Here is a 15,596-nt window from a genome sequence, read left to right as displayed (position 1 = left end):
AATGTGTGGGGCTTTTTTGTTGCTTCAAGGCGAAAGCCGCAGGAGCAACAAAAAACCGGGCAGGCGTTAGCCTGTGGGCTTTTCTTTGTCACTTCCCCTTTCAGGATCACCGGCCGTAGAGAGGTAACTCTGCCACCCTCATAAAAAAACCCTCCACCGTAGTGTAGGGTTCTTTAATTTCATTCTTGTGGAGACTTCTTCATTTAGCCTACCGAAAAGTAGAGAAAAATTAAAAAAGGCTTATATCCTACTTTAAATCATTGATGTAACCATAACTGCACTATATTTAATAATTTTTCAATATTGACAGGTTTTGTAAGGTAATCATTGGCACCTGCCTCCAGGCTTTTAGCTTTATCTTCAGGCATGGCTTTAGCCGTTAATGAAATTATAGGTAAATTATTATAGTCAGGATTTTCTCTGATTTTGGTTGTAGCCTCGTAACCGTCCATTACCGGCATCATTACATCCATCAACACAATATCGATATCTTTTTCCTGCTCTAACTTTTCAGTGGCTATTTTACCGTTCTCTGCCACAATCACCTTCATTCCGGAATCAATCAGGGCTTTGGAAAGCGCATAGGAATTACGTTTGTCGTCATCTACCAGCAGTACTTTTTTATCTTTTAGAAGATGTTTTGGATTGTGGATATCGGTCATTATCTTTTTTTGCCGGCTTGAAAGCTTACTTTCGTCAAAATGTATAAATAAAGAAACCTCATCCAGAAGCACCTCTGGCGTAGAAGCTCCCTTAATTAAGACACTATCGGTAAATTTGTACAATTCTTTTTCTTCCGTTTTAGTAAGTTCTCTCCCGGTATATACAATTACAGGCGTATTATATGCTTTCGGATTTGATTTCAGCTTTTTTAGCACCTCAAATCCGGTAATGTCTGGTAAATTAAGGTCAAGAATAATACAGGTAAAGCTTTTTGATTTCAGCATTTCTAAAGCATCCTTTCCGGTAGCAGCAGTTGAAATTTTCACCTCTTTATTCTCCAGAATACTCTTAACCGCCTTTATAGTGGCTTCATCATCTTCAATAATCAGAAGATCTCTTTCAAGGGAGTTATGTAATTGCTCCATCTTTTCCATGGCATTTTTAATATCCATTGAGGAAACAGGCTTTAGACCAAAGCCCATTGCACCTTTACAAAGTACCTCCCGACTTTTGTCATCTTCTGCCATAAAATATACTGGTATATGTCTGGTTTTTAAATTAAATTTCAAATGGTCCAAAACGATAAGCCCTTTCATATCCGGTAATAGCTCATTTAATATTATCCCATTGGGTTTAAATTTTGCGGCCAGTTTCATTCCTTCTTTTCCATCTCTTGCAAAAAGTAACTTATAGTCATACTCCTGGACAATTTTCTTTACTGTTCGACCAAAAGCTTTATCATTATTGATAATTAATAACGAGTATTCATTAACTTTTAAATTTTCCCTGTCATCTGGGATAAAGGCCTCTAAAATATCTGCCGATTTATTATCGGCCATTTCCAGGGCTTTATTATTTGAAGATTCATCAAATTTTGGTTCGCTATAGGAGGAAATAGCATCGTCTTTTTCTTTTATTGGGGCACTGGTAAGGTCTATAGGGATATATACCGTAAAGACACTACCTTTTGATTCGGTGCTTTCTATATGGATTTCACCCCCTAATAATCGTGACAATTCCCTTGAAATAGTTAATCCTAAGCCTGTACCTCCATACTGACGGCTGGTACCACCTTCTGCCTGCTGAAAAGCTTCAAAAATCATTAACAGTTTTGCTTCAGGGATTCCAATTCCACTATCTTTTACTGAAATTTCCAAAACCTCTGATCTTGACAGGGTAATTTCCCTGAAAGTAACCTTTGCATCAGGTTTACCAATCGAAACCTTTACCGAACCTTTTTCAGTGAATTTAATTGCATTTGAAATAAGATTCTTAATGATTTGTTCCAGGCGTTGCCCGTCGGTTATAATCTTGTTAGGTGAATTGGCCTTAGTTTGAATGGTGAAATTCAACTTTTTTGATTTAGCCAGAGGCTCGAACTGGTTTTGCAGGTTATTTATAAGGTTCTCTACAAGAACTTCTTCGGGATGGATTTGTAGTTTTCCAGCCTCTACTTTGGAGAGATCCAGAATATCGTTAATAAGGTTTAGCAGGCTTAAGCCTCCTTCATAAATAATACTGGCAGATTTCTGCTGATCCTTAAACAAATTCCCTTTTCTATTATCGCTTAGATCTTTAGAGAGGATCAATAGACTATTCAAGGGGGTTCGCAATTCATGAGACATATTGGCCAGAAATTCTGATTTATATTTACTGGCAAGCTCCAATTCTTTTGCTTTACGTTCTACTTCTACCCTGCTGAATTGCAGATCTTCTTTCTGCATTTCCAAATCTTTGGTCTTTGATTCAAGATCCTCATTGGCCATTTGTAATTCCTTACTCTGGATCTTTAGCTTTTCCTGTTGGTTCAACAACTCTTCAGATTGTCGCTGTGATTCTTCCAGCAGATCTCTCATTTTTTCCCTATCCAGGGAAACGTTTGTGGTAATAGCTATATTCTCACCGACAGATCGAACCAATTCCAGCTGATTATCATTAAAAGACTTGAAGGAACCAATTTCGATCACTCCTTTTACTTCCCCATCGATAAGAAATGGCTGAACAAGGATATTCTGGGGTTTTTTCTCCCCCAAACCAGAAGATACACTTATATAATCTGAAGGAATACCAGAAAGTACGATCGCTTCTTTCTCCAGAGCGGCTTGTCCCACAAGACCTTCTCCAAAATCAAAAGTGGTTTTAAGAGATTTTCGGCGGGTAAAGGCATAAGAGCCAGTCATTCTCAATTGTTTCTTATCTTTATCAGATTCAGCCAAATAAATTACTCCCACATGACCGTCGAGGTATTTAGTTAGGTAGGAAATAATATTTTTAGACAGGGTCAACAGGTCTTGTTCCCCACGCATCCTGTCGTTAAGCCCTGCCTGGCCGGTTTTAATCCAGGCTTCATTTTCATTTTCTTCAGATATTCGTTTTAGGTTCTCGGTCATTGTATTAAGAGCGATACCGAGTTGATCGGCTTCACTTCGCAGTGGCATCTCAATGGCAAAGTTTCCTTCTGCTATAGTATTGGCGGCCTTTACAATAGTGGTGAAACTATCAACCATCGCATTTATGTTATTCTTAAGCTCCTGAACTTCACCCTTAACTTCCACATCAATCTTCCTGGAGAAATCACCCCTGGCAAGTGCCGTTGATACACCGGCGATATCCCGTACCTGGGAAGTTAGATTACTCGCCATCTGGTTTACATTCTCGGTAAGATCCTTCCACGAACCGGCCACATTGGGTACTTCGGCCTGGCCACCAAGGATACCTTCGGTTCCCACTTCACGAGCAACATTGGTTACCTCATCAGCAAATATGTTAAGCGCATCAACCATGATATTAATGGTGGTAGAAAGTTCTAATACCTCACCCCCTTTCCCCTGTTCTGAAATTTTCTGTGAAAGATCCCCGTGGGCCACGGCGGTTGTTACCGAGGCGATCTCTCGTACCTGGGTGGTCAAATTACTAGCCATTGTATTTACATTGTCAGTCAAACCTTTCCAGGTACCTGCCACATTAGGCACTTTTGCCTGGCCTCCAAGCATACCTTCTGTTCCCACTTCCCGTGCCACCCGGGTAACTTCCGCGGCAAAGACATTCAGCGAGTCCACCATCTGGTTAATAGTATCTTTTAATTCGGCTATCTCTCCTTTTACATCAATAGATATTTTTTGTGAAAGATCACCGTCGGCCACCGCTGTTGCAACATTTGCAATCTCCCTCACCTGACTGGTAAGGTTACTGGCCATCGTATTCACATTATCGGTAAGATCCAACCAGGCACCAGCCACATTCGGAACCTCCGCCTGACCTCCCAGCATTCCTTCAGTACCTACTTCACGGGCAACCCGTGTTACCTCGTTAGAAAGTATGTTCAGGGAATCTACCATCGTATTGATTATCGTAGAGAGCTCCAGTACTTCTCCCCCTTTTTCCTCTTCAGAAATCTTTTTGGATAAATCTCCATTCGCCACCGCTTTAGTTACCGAAGCAATTTCCCTCACCTGAGTGGTAAGGTTTGATGCCATGGTATTTACGTTTTCGGTAAGTTCCAGCCAGGCACCACCGACATTAGGTACTTCGGCCTGGCCACCCAGAATACCTTCGGTTCCTACTTCTCTGGCAACACGCGTTACCTCATCAGAGAAAATATTCAGGGAATCCACCATGGTGTTGATGGTTTCTTTTAATTCTGCTATTTCTCCCTTAGCTTCAATGGCGATTTTTTGTGCCAGATCCCCTTTTGCTACCGCGGTTGCCACATTTGCAATCTCCCGCACCTGGGTGGTAAGGTTGGAAGCCATATAATTCACATTATCGGTAAGGTCTTTCCAGGTTCCTGCAACATCAGGCACCTCCGCCTGACCTCCAAGAATTCCTTCTGTCCCTACCTCACGGGCAACCCGTGTTACCTCATCAGAGAAAATGTTAAGGGAAACCACCATTTGATTAATGGTATCTTTAAGTTCTGCAATTTCTCCTTTTACATCAATGGTAATCTTTTGGGAAAGATCCCCATCTGCTACCGCGGTAGCTACATTTGCTATTTCCCGAACCTGGGTAGTCACATTGCTAACCATGATATTAACATTATCAGTAAGGTCTTTCCAGGTCCCGGCTGCCGTTGGTACCGTTGCCTGGCCTCCCAGTTTACCTTCGGTCCCCACTTCACGAGCCACCCGGGTTACCTCAGCGGCAAATAAGGTTAAAGAGTCCACCATGCTGTTAATGGTGTTGGAAAGAACTAATACTTCTCCCCCTTTTCCCTGTTCTGAAATTTTTTGTGAAAGGTCTCCCTGCGCAACCGCCGTGGTTACAGAGGCTATCTCTCTCACCTGATTGGTCAGGTTACTTGCCATTGTATTCACATTATCTGTAAGGTCTTTCCAGGTGCCGGCAACATCGGGTACAGTAGCTTGTCCTCCCAGCTTACCTTCAGTACCTACTTCCCGCGCCACACGAGTTACTTCATCGGAGAAAATATTGAGGGAATCCACCATTTGGTTAATAGTATCCTTTAATTCTGCTATCTCCCCTTTTACGGTAATAGATATTTTTTTTGAAAGGTCACCGTTAGCAACCGAGGTGGCTACTCCAGCGATCTCCCGCACCTGTGCTGTAAGATTAGATGCCATGGTGTTCACATTAACCGTAAGGTCCTTCCAGGTTCCTGCAACATCCGGCACATCTGCCTGTCCTCCTAATTTTCCTTCTACCCCCACTTCCCGGGCCACATTGGTAACCTCTGCGGCAAAGATGTTTAGGGAATCCACCATCCTGTTTATGGTAGTGGATAAACCAAGTACTTCCCCTCCTTTTCCTTCTTCTGTAATTTTTCTTGAAAGATCTCCATCGGCAACCGCTGTGGTTACCCTTGCAATTTCCCGTACCTGCTCCGTCAGGTTACTCGCCATATGGTTCACATTATCGGTAAGATCTTTCCAGGTTCCTGAAACATTAGGCACACTTGCCTGTCCTCCCAATTTTCCTTCAACACCCACCTCCCGGGCTACCAGGGTTACCTGTTCGGCAAAAATATTCAGGCTTCCTAAGGTTCGGTTTATTACATCGGCCATTGCCCGAAAGTCACCGGTTACCGTCAGACTAAATTTATCATCCAGTTTTCCTGCTGCTATACTGTTAAGAATCCTGCTTACTTCAAGTACAGGTTTGGCTATTGCTTCAATAAGAATGTTGATGTTGTCGATCATGTCCTTCCATACCCCGGTGGAAGCTTTAAACTCTGCCCTGGCATCCAGGTTACCTTCAATACCTCCCACACGGGATATACGCGATACTTCTGTACTTACACCCCCAATCATTTCAACCATAGTATTGTAAGCCTCGGCTACATCTGCGAACTTATCATTTCGTTCCTTAGACAGCCTAACAGAGATATCCCCTTCCCTAAATGCCTCCAGAGCAAATATCAGTCTGTCCAACTGTTCATGCATATAATCGTTATCCTTGAACATATCTTCATCGGCTACCCTTTTGGACTTTTTTACCATTCGGCGTTTTGTTGGAGCTTTTTTCTGAGATGAAGTTTTAATACTCGATTTTGGGGAAGGGGTCTTTTTTGACATTTCGATTGGTAGGTTTATAAATTAGCTAGACTAAACAAATGTGAAATAAATATTAATATTTGCTAAATAAATCGAGGGTAAAAAAAGGGCTTTATATCTAATTATTATGTGAAAATTATGTGAAAAATAGATGAAGCTATAATTCTAAAACTATTTTTGGCAAGCGAAAAAGCTATATATCATAAAAATTATGCTGTTTGCACTTAATGAAATTTCCAATAGAAATAATTATAGTGCCTAAGGATGAAAAGAGAAATGGTTACATGTCAGAAATAAATCATCAATTTGAAAAATAAATTAAAATGAATAAACTTTTACTTGTTGAAGACGATTATCACCTGGGGCTAATACTCAATGACCAATTGGAAATGAATGGGTATGAAATAAAACTATTAAGGGAGCCTAATAAAACGGTTGAAACGCTTCTGGAAGAAAGTTTTGACCTGGTAATAATGGATAAATTATTGAAGGTGATGGATGGAACCCAAGTCTGTGAAGCGATAAGAAATACTCAAGGTGTTTCCAACATCCCTATTCTTATGATGTCTGGACTTGATGGCGCCAAAGAAACCTGTATCGCTGCCGGAGCTAATAATTTTATCGCCAAACCTTTTGAAGTTGACAGCTTTATAAAAAGTATTAAGGCTACCATAGAGAAAACGAAGGATTTTCAGAATTAACCCGGTTGATTTCAAAAAAAGGTTTTCTCAATATTTATAATCCTAAAACAAATATCAACAGGTATTTATACAAAGGGTTTGTGTTTTTTCAGCCCTAATAAAAGAAAGCCCTGCACGAAAGTGTAGGGCTTTTTTATTGTCTCAAATTGAAATTCACCTCCAGGCTACCAATTGAACAGCAGTCTTTTTCCAATTACTAAAGGTATTTACTTATAATCTTTTAACCCACCAGGCTTGTAAAGGAGTAGGTTTCAATGACTTTTCTCATATTTTTTAAGCAAATTTTTGGTTTACTTTGAGAAAGATCTTTTACCCCATGAAAGCTGCTTTGATAATTTTCGTACTTCTGATTTTTATCTCCTGTTCTAAGCCGGCTGAAAAAATTATACCGCAAAGGGTGATATTGGTAGAATCGGTATACTCCTCTGCCATTGTTCAACCGGATAGTCTGTACCAGGCATATGCAACGGTATTAGGAATACTTGATAAGAACCTTGTTGAAGAAGGTAACCGGGTAAAAGCTGATACACCTATCATTCAACTCATAAATATCGCTCCCGCTTTAAACCTGGAGAATGCGAAACTGGGTTATCAACAAGCTCGCGATAACTATAGTGGAACTTCAGCAATACTGAAATCCCTGGAGAAAGAGATACAGTCGGCCAGGTTAAACCTGCGAAATGATTCGGTGAATTACCTGCGACAAAAAAGACTATGGGAGCAGAACATTGGCTCTAAGCTGGATTATGAAAACAGAAAGCTTGCCTATGAGCTATCCAGTAATAACCTTCAACTTTTAAAGGAAGAATATGAGCGTACCAGAAACGATTTATCGATCCAGGTGAGGCAAGCCCTGAACAATTATAAGTCTTCTGAATTTAATTCCGAAGAGTTTACCGTCACCAGCAAAATGAAAGGTCTTGTTTATGCCCTGTATAAAGAACCAGGGGAGATCGTAAATACCGTAGAACCATTGGCCCTTATTGGAAGTGCAAATAATTTTGTAATAGAGCTTCTGGTGGATGAGATGGACATCGTAAAAGTTGAAATAGGCCAGAAAACCCTGGTCACATTAGATGCCTATGGTACCAGGGTTTTCGAGGCTAATATTAAAAAAATATATCCGGCTAAGGATGAGCGTACCCAAACCTTTAAGGTGGAAGCCGTTTTTTCAAAAAATCCACCTCAAAAATTATTTCCGGGCCTGGTGGGCGAGGCAAATATTATAATTGCCGAAAAAGAGGATGCGCTGGTTATTCCTAAAGAGTTTCTTCTAAATGAAAACCAGGTATTAACTGAAGACGGGCCGGAAAAGATTGTTACCGGACTTCAGGATATGGAACATATAGAAATTATTTCTGGGATCAGGGAAGATGAAACCATTTACAAACCAGACCAATGAGATCCTGGAAAGTAATATTTGAAATTGCGAAGACGCATCTTTTCACTAAGCTGAAATCTACTGTCACAGCTTCCATTGGAGTGACCTTTGGGATAGCGGCTTATATCACTCTGGTTAGTTTTATGACAGGTCTTAATTCCATGCTGGATGACCTCATGTTAAACCAGGTACCCCATATTCATCTCTACAATGAAATAAAACCCAGCGAAAAACAACCAATTGCGCTTTATAATGATTTTGAAGATGCCCTTCCCATCATTCATTCTATAAAACCCAGGCAAGGCCAGAGGAAAATCCATAATGCATTGCCAATTCTCGATGATCTTGAAAAAAATGAAAAAGTGCAGGGTGCTACCCCGCAATTACAGGCTCAAATTTTCTACCTGTCAGGCAACATTGAATTAGGCGGAAATTTAACAGGTGTTGATATTATAAAGGAATCTAAACTTTCCAACATTCAGGATTATATTACGGAAGGTAGTGTCCTGGATTTAAAAAATACCGAAAATGGAATCTTACTGGGCTCGGGCATTGCCGAAAAACTATCGCTTTCCCTGGGTAGAAAAGTGCTGGTAAGTACGGCCAGGGGAGACAGGTTTCATTTTAAGGTGGTCGGAATATACCAAAGCGGTATCGCCGAAATTGATGACATACAAAGTTTCGCTAACCTCAAAACAGTACAAAGAATCTTGGGGGAGGCTGAAAATTATATCACCGATATCAATATAAAGCTAAATGATATCGCCCGGGCCCCTGCCCTGGCCAGCGTCATGGAAAAGAAATATAATGTCTCTGCGGTAGATATAAATGAAATAAATGCACAGTTTGAAACCGGGACCAAGGTTAGGAATCTTATTACTTATGCAGTATCCATCACCTTATTAATAGTTGCTGGTTTTGGAATCTATAATATCCAAAACATGCTTATTTATGAAAAGATGAATGATATCGCTATTCTTAAGGCCATTGGTTTTTCGGGGGCAGATGTACAAATGATTTTCCTGAGCCAGGCTGCTTTTATCGGAATTTCAGGAGGAATTCTGGGGCTTGTACTTGGCCTGGGATTGTCTAACCTGATTGACAATGTCGCCTTCGAAACCGAAGCATTGCCAACTATTACTACTTATCCTGTCAATTATAATCCAAACAATTATATAATCGGGTTCTTTTTTGCCCTGTTATGCACCTTTATCGCCGCTTATTTTCCTTCAAAAAAGGCAAAAAATATAGATCCGGTTCAAATAATTCGGGGAAATTGAAACAATTATGAGTGTAATTCTGGAAACAAAAAATATCAATAAATATTTTGGCAAAGCAAAACCTTTTCATGTGCTAAAGGATATTTGTATGAGTATTAACCAGGGAGAATTTACCAGCATCATGGGAAAGTCGGGATCTGGAAAATCTACCTTATTATATATTCTTTCTACCATGGATACCGATTACAGTGGGGAGCTTTATCTTCAGGATGAACTCATAACAGGGAAATCTCAACCTGAATTATCTCATATCAGAAACAAAAAGATAGGTTTTATTTTCCAGTTTCATTATCTCTTGCCTGAGTTCAGTGTGCTGGAGAACGTAATGCTTCCAGCAAAAAAATTAGGACTTAAATCGCTGGAGGAAATTAGGGAAGAGGCTCTGGATTTGCTTAAAAAACTGAATATTGATCACCTGGCTCCTAAAAAAGCATCAAAAATTTCTGGTGGTGAAAAACAAAGGGTTGCAGTCGCCCGGGCCCTTATTAATGAGCCTATTCTGCTTATTGGTGATGAACCAACAGGGAATCTTGATAGTCACAATTCAGAGAACCTGTTCCAGATTTTAAAAACTTTAAAGAAAGAAAAAGGCCTCTCTTTGCTTATGGTAACTCATGATGAAGATCTGGCCAAAAGAACTGACCGTACAATCTATCTGGAAGATGGGGAGATTATTAAATAAGTCTGAATGATCGTCCCTTTAAATCAATATTGAAAACTCCCCAATATGTCTTTACAATTAATATTATATATCAGTTAAATCTTCCAGTAAATTAAGCCTCCAAAACCTACTTATTCACTATCTTTAATAGGTTTATTTACTTTAAATTCAGTGAGATGAGTATAACAGTTATAAGGAAAGATGTCGAATTCCTGCCGGATTCCAGTAGAATCCTTGCCCGGTTTTTTATGGCCGGTGACCTTAGGACCAAAAACCTTATTTCCAGGGTCCTTTCCCTTGATGAACCCCAGGTTCATCTTGCTCTGGAACAGACCCTACGTGAATTTGCCAACCGGCATAGAAACATCTCCCGGGTTTTTCTTCGGCATTACAATAATATTGAAGGGATTATTAAAGACATGAAAGTTGATCTTGACCAAATTTCAGAAGAACGCAAATTATTGATAGGGGCCTATTGTACCATGGAATATTCCATAGAATCTGCTGCATTCTTCAACCCTTCTATTATGGAAGATTTTGACCAGACCCTGCTGGAACCGGGAGAAAAAAGGGTTATTCTTTCATTCAGGGCCACGGGCGAGGGCCATATCTCCTCTATTGTTTTCCGAAGAGCTATCATCGATAAAAATTGCGACCTAAAACTAAAAACCATTGGGGTAGATATCGATATGCCGGAAATCTCACATAAGACCCTATATGATAAAGGGCGCTTCATTCAAAAACTTAAAGAAATGGAGATCCCCGAAAAGTATATTATGACTATCATGCAGCAACTGCCTGATAAATTTGAATATTATTCCCTTAAAGAAGCGGTCGCCGAGGTGTTAAATAATAAACATATAAAAGCAGAGAAACGATTGGCTTTAGAGGAGATAACCTGGCTGGTAGATTCGTTCTATGATCTAAAATTCCATCACGATTCCGATATTACCGAAAGAGTAATTTTTCCAATATCGGCTTCAGAAAGCCGGGGAATTGAGGACGCCCGCTTTGTTTGCTTTCATGATGAGGATAATACTGCAAAAATATTCGCTACATATACAGCCTTTGACGGGCATACAATTCTTCCAAAATTGGTCTCTACAGACGATTTTTATACCTTCAGAATTATGCCCCTTCATGGGAATGGTGCCCGGGACAAAAACCTGGCCTTATTTCCGAGAAAAATTAAAGGAAAATATGCGATGCTTGCCAGGGTGGATGGAGTAAATAACTATGTTATGTTTTCGGACAGGGCTACCTTATGGAATGAACCGATAAAAATTCAGGAACCTAAATATAATTGGGAATTCACTCAAATTGGAAACTGCGGCTCTCCAATTTATACCGAAGAAGGCTGGCTGGTATTAACCCATGGTGTTGGTACAATGCGCCGTTACTGCATTGGCGCCTCCCTGTTTGATCTCGATGACCCAACTAAAGAAATTGGGCGATTAAAAGAGCCCCTAATTGCTCCTTTGGAAAGTGAACGCGATGGCTATGTACCGAATGTAGTTTATTCCTGCGGATCAATAATTCATAATAATCATTTAATCCTGCCTTATGCCGTTTCTGATTATTCTTCTACCTATGCGGTGATAAATATGGATGAGTTATTGTCTGAATTGAAAAAATAAGTCTTTTAAAATAAACTTTAGTCATCCTTATAAACTGTTTCATTTCGCATTTCCTCAAAGAAGGTTGTCTTTCTGTTCTCTACACAATGGGCTGCATAGAGATATAATGCCGCACTCCAGGTTTGCCAATCCTGTCCCTTTGGAGTTCCATCCTGCGCTTTTATCCATTCATTAAAACCAAATTCCAGCTCCGGATCCCGGGACATAGAAACTATTCGCGTTAATTCCAACAACTTTTTCTCTGCCAGGCTATATTTTTCAGCAGCGACAAGTGCAGCTATATATATCCCACTTATAAAAGGCCAAATCCCTCCATTATGATAATCTCCCGGAAGATTAAAAGAGCTATACCTTTCATGCCAATCCAGGTCCCGGGGCTTAATAAAGGGGAAAAAGTTTGGAGGAAGGTCAACCGCCAAATCCCCGCTTATCTCCATGGCTTCACATTCTTTTTCAATCCAGGTAATCATTTTTCTGGACCTGCTAGGAGCACTCAAACCAGAAAGAATTGCCAGACTGTTACCCAATAGATCGAAGCGTTCACTGCCTAATACTTTATAAGACCATAGGGCGTAATAGGGTTTGTGTTTTAAGACCAAACCTTCGTGCACATAATGATGCATCTTTTTCGCGCTTATGGTAAATCTTCCCATTTCTTTGCGTAAAGCATCGGCTCTTTTGTGATGACCTAAAATCCGCAAATAACTGTATACTATTGTATTTACAAATAGACCGTAGCCCAGAACCCATTGTTCGTCCCGCCAATCGCTAGTAGGTTGTTGAGCAACAAGGTATTGATCTGTGGGGCTTTGATATTCCATCCATAAAAGCGCTTTTTCTACCGCTTCCTTCAGAAAAGGAGGGTCTCCCAGGAGTTTCCTGTAGATTCCCACCCCGAGCAAAAATAAAGGAGTGGTATCACTGGCCCCTCTGTCTTCTTTATCATTGGCCAGGGAGGGAATATGTCCTTTTTCAGACTGGGTTTCAGAAAGTTTTTCCAAAACCTTCCGGTAACTGGCAATCAAATTAGAATTGCCGCTCACAGCGACCCCTAATATAGCCAGCATCAGATCCCTGGTATAGGGTTCGGGATACCCCCAGGCGGCTGTTCTGGGAAGTCCATGCCTGGTCCCCCTTGAATTATTAAGCAGAACCTCCAAAGCCGCTTTTTTAGCAGCAGCTATTTTATTTTGATTTTCAGCATTCATCTTTATCATTTTAAGAGATTCCCAGTTTATTCTGAATGAGCTGTACAAATCGTTTTGCCACTATTCTATGGTCAAAGTTTTTAACCACATGTTCGCGGGCCGCTTTGCCCATATTTCGGCGTAATTCAGCATCATTCATTAACTGCAGCAGATATTTTGCGATATCCTGTACATCGGCGCGATAATCAACTGTACGGGGGAAATCAAAGTTTATCTTATGGTTTTTTTCAAATCCAGACTCCTTGCCTAATATTACTTCACTTACCACATTTTGCTTGGCCACCTTAGCCAAAAATGCAGTTTTATTATGAATAAGGGTGTCTAACATTCCCATAGCGTTCAGGCTGATAACCGGTTTTCCACAGGCACCGGCCTCTACCTGCGGCATTCCAAAACCTTCCAGCCTTGAAGGTGCAGCATAAATATCGCAGGCGCCTATCAAGTATGGCATAAAATTGCGGGAGATCGTATTAGTAGCGTAAAGAATGTTTTTCTCTATTCCCAGCTGGTGTGCCAGTTCGAGATCGAGAAGGTTTTGAGCTTTAGTTCTTGGTTGGGGCCAAACTTTGCAAATATATTTCCAATCCGGAGCCTGGGCATCAATTATAGCCAGGGCCTGCATAACTTCCTGTGCTCCTTTTGAGGCCGCATCTCCACCCACGGTTAGTATCATTATCTGCTCTGGAGCAATTCCAAGGGATTCTCTTACTGCCAGGATTTTGGGATCATTCTTTCCAAATGGAACAAAAGAGCTTGTATCGCAGCCTACGGGAAGTACTTCAATGTTATTGGGCTTGATCCCATCCCGAACATACATTTCTTTAACCCAGTTTGAGGTAACCAGAATAAGGGGTAATTCATTGAGAATTTCCTGGTAATTGGCTATGTACCCATCGGCTACCAACCAGGGAACGGGCTGAATACCATAACGCTGCGGATGCAGGATAAGATGAGGGCTATGGCCCCAATACCCTACTCCCACCACAATATCGGGCTTGAACCACCGATAATACCACTCTTTTTCCTGCGCCGATTCAAAATGTACCGCATGGGCCTCGATACCCAATTCGAGAAGCCCCTTATACAATAAATCTCCCTGGGTGGCCAAACCTCCCGGAGAAGGCGGGTAATCATAAAGCACCAGTATTTTCATATAATTTCAGTTTAACAAACTTAATAACAGCCTTATGCCTGTGATCTTTTCAGCCATTTGAGCCCTTCCTCAGGCTTCTTGAATCTCCAGAAGGCTTCGGTTCGCGGTGTTGTCTCAGCTTCAAAACTACCGGGTTCGAATCCATAGATTTCTGTGATAAGTTTAAATTTCATTTCCCATATGGCTTCAGGGAGTGACTCGAGAATCGAAGCGCTTTCAATGGCTTTGGGATAGTACTTTTTCCCACCATCTTCATACGCAAAGGTCCACAGCTCTATGGTCCTTATCGCGTTAATATTCCAAAGTTTAATAACCGCAGTTCCTGTTTCCTCATGACGCTTATGTCTTGTATATTCTCCTGCCGGATCGTGAGTGATCACCAAATCAAAACTTTGGGCAGGTAAAAGTTCAAGAATTATTCTTTTCACCTCTTCCTCCTCCAGGGAAAACTGTTCCGGACCATCATCCATATCCCCAATGTCTCCCTGTGCTTTCAGTAATTCCAGCACCTTGTAAAATTTAGGAGCTCTGTCGGGGTCTGATCTCCTACAAAGGGAAATAATATACCAGTTATGCTTGGGGTATTTAAGAATAAGGCCTCCACACCATAGAATTTCATCATCGGGATGCGCCACGATAACCGCCACCTCCTTACCAGGAATATTTAGGATCGAATTCATACTTCCAACATCAGTTAATTAAAATTACCGGCAAAGTCTCTGGATAACAATGATATATATCAAGAGGAACAATTTATTTTTAAATAAAACCTCTGATAACTTCCTGATATTTATCATTTTATGAAGTATAATTTGTTAATAAATTGAGATGTTAATTCTAAAATATTATTATCATGAAAAAGTTATTAATAGCGCTGTTTGTATTTGGATTTACCTTCCAGTCCTTTGCCCAGATCACAGAATTACCTGAAATTGAACTGGTTGCCGTGAATTATAAATATCTCGATGCAGCCGGGAATGAAGATGCATCCATATCTGTGAAGCAACTGCAGCAGCAGGTGGCCGAGTATGATGTAAGAAAAGCCGATTTCTATGCCGATGAATATGATTTTTATACCGTAAATTTCTTTATTCCTGATGGTAAGATCCTGGCTTCTTATGACGAGGATGGAAATTTATTGCGTACCGCTGAGAAATTTAAAGATGTGGCCCTGCCACAGGCTGTAAGAGAGGCAATTGCCCAGCGATTTCCAAACTGGAATATGGCAGGCGATGTTTACCTGGTAAATTATCATGATGCGGGTAAAGTGACCAAGAAATATAAAATTCTGCTTGAAAACGGTGACAAGCGAATGAGGGTTAAAACCGATGAAAAAGGAAATTTCCTTTAGAAGGAATAAGAGCGGCAAAAACCGCTCTTATTTTTTGATTTAAGTGGA

Annotated in this window: 10 protein-coding genes; 6 read left to right on the top strand and 4 right to left on the bottom strand. The window is 40.6% G+C overall.

Going from position 1 to position 15,596, the window contains the following annotated elements:
- Positions 1 to 257 precede the first annotated feature (257 nt).
- Entirely contained in the window at positions 258 to 6,197 is a 5,940-nt protein-coding gene (locus BUW93_RS08440) for a HAMP domain-containing protein (RefSeq protein WP_081211086.1), read from the bottom strand.
- A gap of 302 nt (positions 6,198 to 6,499) precedes the next feature.
- Here BUW93_RS08440 and BUW93_RS08435 point away from each other — a divergent pair, with 302 nt between their 5' ends.
- From BUW93_RS08435 to BUW93_RS08415, 5 genes are all read left to right on the top strand, one after another.
- Positions 6,500 to 6,877 carry a response regulator gene (locus tag BUW93_RS08435; protein WP_081211084.1) on the top strand — a complete coding sequence of 126 codons (378 nt, stop codon included), beginning with the start codon at positions 6,500 to 6,502 and terminating at the stop codon, positions 6,875 to 6,877.
- Positions 6,878 to 7,172: 295 nt separating this feature from the next.
- The gene (locus tag BUW93_RS08430) at positions 7,173 to 8,279 is read left to right on the top strand and encodes an efflux RND transporter periplasmic adaptor subunit (protein WP_232778334.1); all 1,107 of its coding nucleotides are present in this window, start codon (positions 7,173 to 7,175) and stop codon (positions 8,277 to 8,279) included.
- Complete coding sequence (locus BUW93_RS08425) at positions 8,276 to 9,538, top strand: ABC transporter permease (RefSeq protein WP_081211080.1); 1,263 nt, start codon at positions 8,276 to 8,278, stop codon at positions 9,536 to 9,538. The genes BUW93_RS08430 and BUW93_RS08425 overlap by 4 nt, the downstream gene beginning before the upstream one ends.
- A gap of 7 nt (positions 9,539 to 9,545) precedes the next feature.
- A complete protein-coding gene (locus BUW93_RS08420) occupies positions 9,546 to 10,220 on the top strand; it encodes an ABC transporter ATP-binding protein (protein WP_081211078.1) in 675 nt (224 codons plus the stop codon).
- A 155-nt stretch (positions 10,221 to 10,375) separates the two neighbouring features.
- Entirely contained in the window at positions 10,376 to 11,836 is a 1,461-nt protein-coding gene (locus tag BUW93_RS08415; protein WP_081211076.1) for a glycoside hydrolase family 130 protein, read from the top strand.
- Between the two features lie 17 nt (positions 11,837 to 11,853).
- On the opposite strand, the gene BUW93_RS08410 is transcribed toward BUW93_RS08415, so the two are convergent.
- From BUW93_RS08410 to BUW93_RS08400, 3 genes are read right to left on the bottom strand one after another with little or no spacing between them, the layout of a single operon-like run.
- Positions 11,854 to 13,044: a glycoside hydrolase 100 family protein gene (locus BUW93_RS08410; RefSeq protein WP_081211232.1), complete on the bottom strand. Its 1,191-nt coding sequence runs from the start codon at positions 13,042 to 13,044 to the stop codon at positions 11,854 to 11,856.
- A 10-nt stretch (positions 13,045 to 13,054) separates the two neighbouring features.
- The gene (locus BUW93_RS08405; RefSeq protein ID WP_081211074.1) at positions 13,055 to 14,197 is read right to left on the bottom strand and encodes a glycosyltransferase family 4 protein; all 1,143 of its coding nucleotides are present in this window, start codon (positions 14,195 to 14,197) and stop codon (positions 13,055 to 13,057) included.
- Between the two features lie 32 nt (positions 14,198 to 14,229).
- Entirely contained in the window at positions 14,230 to 14,877 is a 648-nt protein-coding gene (locus BUW93_RS08400; RefSeq protein WP_081211072.1) for a PIG-L deacetylase family protein, read from the bottom strand.
- 173 nt (positions 14,878 to 15,050) lie between these two features.
- On the opposite strand from BUW93_RS08400, the gene BUW93_RS08395 reads away from it, so the two are divergent.
- Positions 15,051 to 15,548 carry a nicotinate-nucleotide adenylyltransferase gene (locus tag BUW93_RS08395; protein ID WP_081211070.1) on the top strand — a complete coding sequence of 166 codons (498 nt, stop codon included), beginning with the start codon at positions 15,051 to 15,053 and terminating at the stop codon, positions 15,546 to 15,548.
- The last annotated feature ends 48 nt before the right edge of the window (positions 15,549 to 15,596 follow it).

Source organism: Salegentibacter sediminis (assembly GCF_002078605.1).
Classification (GTDB): Bacteria; Bacteroidota; Bacteroidia; order Flavobacteriales; family Flavobacteriaceae; genus Salegentibacter; species Salegentibacter sediminis.
The sequence above is the reverse complement of the archived record's forward strand: the minus strand, read 5'-3'. Positions and strand labels throughout refer to the sequence as shown.

Coding starts and splice junctions, on each gene's coding strand:
- BUW93_RS08440 (WP_081211086.1), bottom strand. CDS start 6,197: ATGTCAAAAAAGACCCCTTCCCCAAAATCGAGTATTAAAACTTCATCT.
- BUW93_RS08435 (WP_081211084.1), top strand. CDS start 6,500: ATGAATAAACTTTTACTTGTTGAAGACGATTATCACCTGGGGCTAATA.
- BUW93_RS08425 (WP_081211080.1), top strand. CDS start 8,276: ATGAGATCCTGGAAAGTAATATTTGAAATTGCGAAGACGCATCTTTTC.
- BUW93_RS08420 (WP_081211078.1), top strand. CDS start 9,546: ATGAGTGTAATTCTGGAAACAAAAAATATCAATAAATATTTTGGCAAA.
- BUW93_RS08415 (WP_081211076.1), top strand. CDS start 10,376: ATGAGTATAACAGTTATAAGGAAAGATGTCGAATTCCTGCCGGATTCC.
- BUW93_RS08410 (WP_081211232.1), bottom strand. CDS start 13,044: ATGAATGCTGAAAATCAAAATAAAATAGCTGCTGCTAAAAAAGCGGCT.
- BUW93_RS08405 (WP_081211074.1), bottom strand. CDS start 14,197: ATGAAAATACTGGTGCTTTATGATTACCCGCCTTCTCCGGGAGGTTTG.
- BUW93_RS08400 (WP_081211072.1), bottom strand. CDS start 14,877: ATGAATTCGATCCTAAATATTCCTGGTAAGGAGGTGGCGGTTATCGTG.
- BUW93_RS08395 (WP_081211070.1), top strand. CDS start 15,051: ATGAAAAAGTTATTAATAGCGCTGTTTGTATTTGGATTTACCTTCCAG.